The 3,820-nt window shown below is 40.7% G+C and carries 3 protein-coding genes and 1 pseudogene; 3 read left to right on the top strand and 1 reads right to left on the bottom strand.

All coding sequences use genetic code 11. The annotated features are described in order from the left end of the window. The coding region (locus B5D35_RS23040; RefSeq protein ID WP_078754741.1) for an IS630 family transposase at positions 1-809 on the bottom strand (809 nt) is incomplete at its 3' end. A gap of 386 nt (positions 810-1,195) precedes the next feature. Here B5D35_RS23040 and B5D35_RS23035 point away from each other — a divergent pair. From B5D35_RS23035 to B5D35_RS25140, 3 genes and pseudogenes are all read left to right on the top strand, one after another. Beyond that, entirely contained in the window at positions 1,196-2,191 is a 996-nt protein-coding gene (locus B5D35_RS23035) for a hypothetical protein (protein WP_078754740.1), read from the top strand. Between the two features lie 298 nt (positions 2,192-2,489). Next, positions 2,490-3,185 (top strand): IS6 family transposase, encoded by a 696-nt coding sequence (locus B5D35_RS23030; protein ID WP_078754739.1) that lies wholly within the window; start codon positions 2,490-2,492, stop codon positions 3,183-3,185. 116 nt (positions 3,186-3,301) lie between these two features. Further along, positions 3,302-3,786, top strand: a pseudogene (locus B5D35_RS25140) (transposase). Positions 3,787-3,820: the final 34 nt, after the last annotated feature.

Raw genomic sequence — 3,820 nt, 5'->3', positions numbered from 1 at the left:
ACGACGAGGAAGGTGACACTAGATTGCCTGAAACTTAAAACTTTGCAACGGAGCCTGATATGAAGCTTATGGGTTAACGGATAACTCTCTCTTAGCTTACAGAAAAAACGAACTATCGATTCACTGTTAATACTCTCATAGTCGTGAACAATGGTTGCACCAATATCCGACAGGTTCAGTGCGCCAATAATGTTCAATCGGCTACGATTACCCGTTGTTTCAATCACTTTACCTTGGCCAGTACGTATCCAACCATGCGATATTTTGGTGGATAATGTTGGGTGAACTGCATCGATAAAGACTATCGATTCATCTTCGCTACAACTGGCCTTTAGCGCTTCGTAAGCCTCTATGAATGCTCGTTGTTTTGCTTCATCAAATTTATGTGGAACGCCTTTCGGTTGCTTGTAGCTAAAACCATTGTGGTGAAGCCATTTGTTCATACCTGAAACTGTGTACTCAAGTCCAAATGCCTCTTTAACGTAGTCGACAATTTGATGAGTATGAGAATAGGTTTTCTCTGTCAAATGCTCGATTAGGTGCATAGTTTGAATAGCAGAAAGCTTGCTTTGGCTTCCGCCATTTTCAGGTTTGAGTTTCTCGGACTGCGCGTAATCGTGAAGGTGACGGAGAACGGTGGTTTCGTGAATACGCAAAGCTTGGGAAATCATGGCAGCACTCCAACCTTCAGAAGCAAGCAGTACCGCTTTAATACGGTCACGCACTCGACCATCACGCGTTTTATCGTGCTGGTTTTCGAGTTCATGTTTTTGCTTGTAGGTCAGAGTCACTTTCATGGGGCGTAGCATGATCCTCATACCGATGAAAATCAAGCATCTTCAATGATTACGGGTATATAAGAAAAATCCTACTCAAATTATATTGTGTAAATTGTTAATATCTGTGATGATGATAGATGATTTTATCATAAGTTATCTTATGGTCGAGACTCAAATCGTTTTATGAGTATTTTTAATTTATGCGGCAATTCCGCTTCTGCAATAAACTTTTCTTGCTTTAGAGCTTTATAGAAAAACAGGCTTTTCAAAATCAGAAGAGATGTATGACAAAGTTATAGGATAGGTAAGTTTTTTGAGTGAGAATTCTACTGAATTAAGTCTCAACATCATTTTAATAATACACATGTTCATTTTTATAAAATGAGTTTTTTCAAACTGAGAATGAGTTTAATTATATGACGGTCAAATACACTTTATCATTATTATCTTTGAGTATTCTTTCCACAAGTGCTTTTGCTTCTTCTCCTTGTGAGAAATTTCAGGGGGATGCGATCAACTTTTTAGTTAACAACGAAAGTATTGCTCATGTGCCTGTTGATCGTAAAAGCTTTGTAGAAGCAGGCTACATTATTGGTAGTGAATTAACTAAAAAATTCAATAGAATTTGTCTCCCTGAGAATCTCGTTATTTACACGTTTTCTAAATCAAAATTATCTAATCCAAGTAGTTCCTTTTCTATTCCTAAAGGAACCGTTAGCGAGTTTAGTCAAGAATCTGCTAAAAATATTAAGGCTTTATCATTCCATAATGATGTTGAGGGTGTACTTCGCTGGGAAAATAGTAAAATTATTGAACAAGGTCAATTAGCGCGATACTTAAATCCTTTCACTGATAACGTTGAACTTTTTTCTTCAAAAACAAACGGTTATATGGAGTATTTTCCTATAAATGGAGAATCTGATAATAACTGGCAACTAATTTCACAAGAAAAGACAGTTGAACCCCATGTTGTTCTAAATATGGGGGAAAAACAAACGGAAGCAGAACGACGTGCTAAAGAAGCTCGTGTTCCTGACGCTGAGATTACAGAAGAGATCATTGATTCAACAGCTTACAAGAAATTTGTACTTGTTAATGGGCGAGAAGGCTCTGGTTCGAATTATGGTTTCACTGTAAAAGTTGAACTTGAAAAGTTAAGCGGTAAAGAATTAATCTCCGAAAACTTTTACGAATACCATATTACTAGTGAATGGGGTAATTACCATCTTGACCCTCGACCTATCAATTACATGTCATACCCACAGTCTGATAAAAACACGAAGTATAAATTCACAGTTAGGTCAAATGCTCGTGCTTCTATAGGAGATGTTATTCAAATCGTAGGTCAATTAAAATACAGCGATGGTTCTGTTTATCAGATTCGTACAAATAAAATCACACTAGCTCGTTAATGTGAATTTTTCCATTATAACCAGCCTGCGACTCAGGCTGGTTATAAATTAAATATAAAAATACAGTGTTCTTTAAAAGCTATACAAATGATGAATAATTGCTTCATCATTTCCTTTCATAAAAAAACCAATAATAACGTCAACACCGACTCATAAATTGGCTTGGCTTCTTATAAAAAACCAAATGAAACTAAGTGGGATAATTTCCTTCACTCGACTTTTTTCGATAATAAGGGCTCCGTTGCAAAGTTTTGGATTTCAGGCAATCTAGTGCCAAATTTCTCGTAATTTATTAAGTATGGCTAATTTCAAAGGGCGTCATTTTTCTGGCCAGGTTATCCTCTGGGCCGTCCGTTGGTACTGCAAATATGGTGTAAGTTATCGCGAATTGGCAGAAATGCTTGAGGAGCGGAGCGTTGATGTAGACCACATCACTATCTATCGCTGGGTACAAAAATACGCGCCTGAAATTGAACGTCGGTTACGATGGTGTTCCAAGCCGGCTTGGGCATCATCGTGGCAACTCGATGAAACTTACGTCAAAGTCAAAGGTCGCTGGATGTACCTTTATCGAGCCATTACCAACGCGGGTGAAACTGTCGATTTTTACCTGTCCAGTACCCGTAATGCTAAGGCGGCACAGCTATTCTTGGACAAAGCCCTACGAAGTATCAAACCTTACAATCGTCCTAAGATACTGAATACTGACAAAGATCGGGCTTATATCTCGGCTATTGAGGCGCTGAGTACAGATAATTCTCCGTTACAACATCGACGAATCAAATATCAGAATAACCGGATTGAGTCCGATCATGGCAAGCTCAAACGGTTAATCAATATGGTGCGCGTATTTCAGTCAAAACGTACCGCTTACGCGACTATCAAGGGTTTTGAAATCATGCGTATGTTCAGGAAGGGCCAACTGGATATCTGGTTTTATGGAAGAGGTATCAAGGGCGAAGTGTGTCTGATTGAAAATCAGTTCACTTTTTGACTCAGGATAGCCTGGTATTTCTGCTACCTCATATTAATTTTGCAACGAAGCCAGGTGTTTGAAAACCGGTCTTTTTCAAAGCTAAACCCACAGAACTATGCTGGCGCACGGCGGTTATCCGCCTGCTTCTTCGCCACTATGCTAGGCTGAAACTGCGATTTGAGGGAACGCCCTTCATTCGTCATGAAACCGACTGGTCCCTCTTTCTCACTAGCCAGTACCGACGTTACTGGAAAGTGCACTTTGTAAAGAAGACACGCCACCACAAACAGACGGGGAATTACCTGGGGCGTTACCTGAAACGTCCCCGTTCGCGGCCTCACGCCTGCGGCACTACAGCCGTGGCGGTCAGGTCACCTTCACTTTCCTCAACCACCGGACTCAAAAGAAAGAGTCCATGGTACTGACGCCCTTGGAGATGATAGGTCGGCTCACTGAGCACATCCCAGAGAATCATTTTAAGATGCTGCGGTACTACGTAACCGTAAACGGGGGAGAAATGCTGCCTCGGGTGTATGTAGCCCTGAAACAGCCCGCGCCAACAGTGCCGGACGCGCCAGGTTATGCCGCGATGCTGAAGGGCTCCGTTGAAAAGTTTTAAGTTTCAGGCAATCTAGTGTCACCTTCCTCGTCGT

The sequence above is a fragment of the Enterovibrio nigricans DSM 22720 genome, from assembly GCF_900167155.1.
GTDB lineage: Bacteria > Pseudomonadota > Gammaproteobacteria > Enterobacterales > Vibrionaceae > Enterovibrio > Enterovibrio nigricans.
The sequence above is the reverse complement of the archived record's forward strand: the minus strand, read 5'-3'. Positions and strand labels throughout refer to the sequence as shown.

Bases quoted from the DNA above. Each gene is read 5' to 3' on its own strand.
- B5D35_RS23030 (WP_078754739.1), top strand. From the start codon at position 2,490: ATGGCTAATTTCAAAGGGCGTCATTTTTCTGGCCAGGTTATCCTCTGG.
- B5D35_RS23035 (WP_078754740.1), top strand. From the start codon at position 1,196: ATGACGGTCAAATACACTTTATCATTATTATCTTTGAGTATTCTTTCC.